Consider the following 1974-nt stretch of genomic DNA (forward strand, 5'->3'; position numbering starts at 1 on the left):
AATGCGAATTTCGGGGGCTAAAAACCCTAATCTACCACTTGAGGCCACTCATCCTGAAAAATTACCGCAAAGAACCATCACGAAACGTGCCTTAGAAGGTAATAGCGATTACGCCAATCAAATCGGTTTAACGGGTGGTTACGCTGAAGAAATTTACCATCCTGGTTATGAAGCTAAACGTTTGGAAACAGGGGCTTTAATTTCAGCGGCACCAAAAGAAAATATCGTCCGCGAAATACCAGTTGCAACAGATAAAATCATCTTATTAGGTGGTCGGACTGGTCGTGACGGTTTGGGTGCAGCCGTTGGGTCATCGCAAATTCAAACGGAACAATCTCTTGAAAATGCAGGTGCTGAAGTACAAAAAGGGGCCGCAGCCATTGAAAGAAAAATTACCCGCTTATTTAGACGCGGAGAAGCAACACGTTTAATCAAACGTTGTAACGACTTTGGTGCTGGTGGGATTTCTGTTGCTGTTGGTGAGCTTGCAGATGGTTTGGACATTCAACTGGATGATGTACCGGTGAAATACCCAGGTATGCATGGCGGTGAAATTGCACTTTCTGAATCGCAAGAACGTATGGCTGTTGTGGTTGCTGAGAAAGACATTGAAGCCTTTTTACAATACTGCGAAGAGGAGGATGTTGAGTCGACTATTATTGCTGAAGTGACTGATAATGACCAGATGCAAATGACTTGGTCAGGCAAGCAAATTATTGATTTATCAAGAGCTTTCTTAGATTCAAACGGAGCAGCTAAACACGCGAATGCAACCTTACGACAACCGCAAACTATTTTCCAAAATGATGTGAAAGCAGGGACAGTCTGGGATGAGGCGTCATTAAAAGCTTATATGTCAACCTTAAATAGAGCGAGCCAAAAGGCTATGGCGGAACAGTTTGACGGTTCGATTGGCCGTGCGTCTGTACTCTTCCCATTCGGTGGCAAATACCGAGCAACGCCTGAATTAGGTATGGTCTCAAAATTACCAGTTGCTGGCGGTAAAACGACCACGACATCTGGTATGGCCTACGGATTTGACCCTTACTTATCAGAACAATCACCGTTCCACGGGGCTTTCTACTCAGTCATCGAATCAGTCAGCCGCATGGTGGCCTTAGGATTTGACTACAAAGCTTTACGTCTATCCTTCCAAGAATTCTTTGAAAACTTACAAAATGATCCGGAACGCTGGGGTAAACCAGTTTTATCTCTATTAGGGGCCAACTTAGCTATGTCTGGACTTGATTTAGCGAGTGTCGGTGGGAAGGATTCTATGTCAGGAACCTTTGATGATATCGACGTACCGCCAACATTATTGTCATTCGCCGTTGCGCAAGGTCGTGTGGACCAAGTGGTTTCTCGTGCCTTCAAGCAAGTAGGTTCAACAGTTGTCTTAGTGGAAAATCCATTAAACCGGGACTGGACCATCGATTTAGACCAAGAAAAAGCGATTTATGATGCTATTCACGAATTGGCTAAAGGGACGCTTTATTAGCTGCTTCGACTGTTGGTTTTAACGGAATGTTGAAAGATTTAATCGAAATGTCTTATGGAAATGGTATTTCTGTGGCTGTTTCAGAGGACTTCACCAACCGCTTGGCTGAACCGATGATGGGGGCTTTCCTCTTAGAATTAGCCGGCAGTCCTAAAGACTTACTTGGGGATATTCCTTACCAAGTTGTTGGCCAAACGCAAGCAGATACCATTCAAATTGCTGGTCAAGACTACGCTGTTAAGGCGATTGAAACTGCTTCAAATGAAGTTTTTGCTTCTGTATTTGATCAGATTGAAAATGCTGACCGCCAAACACCTAAGATTGTCGCAGGCAATAGTTTTGCATGCCCTAATAGTTCTCTTGGCAAAACGGCAACCCCTGTCAAAGCTTTGATTCCAGTTTTATACGGGACCAATGGTGAATATGACTTACAATTTGCCCTTGAAGAAGCTGGATTTGACTGTCAAGTGATGGTC

General features: G+C 44.0%; 1 protein-coding gene and 1 pseudogene. Both read left to right on the top strand.

Going from position 1 to position 1974, the window contains the following annotated elements; translation table 11 throughout:
* A partial coding sequence (locus tag ACRCJ0_RS12890; RefSeq protein ID WP_431390683.1) for an AIR synthase-related protein occupies positions 1-1498 on the top strand: 1498 nt, incomplete at its 5' end.
* Positions 1499-1524: 26 nt separating this feature from the next.
* Positions 1525-1974, top strand: a pseudogene (locus ACRCJ0_RS12895) (phosphoribosylformylglycinamidine synthase); the annotation flags it as partial.

It is taken from the genome of Aerococcus sp. L_32 (assembly GCF_050689315.1).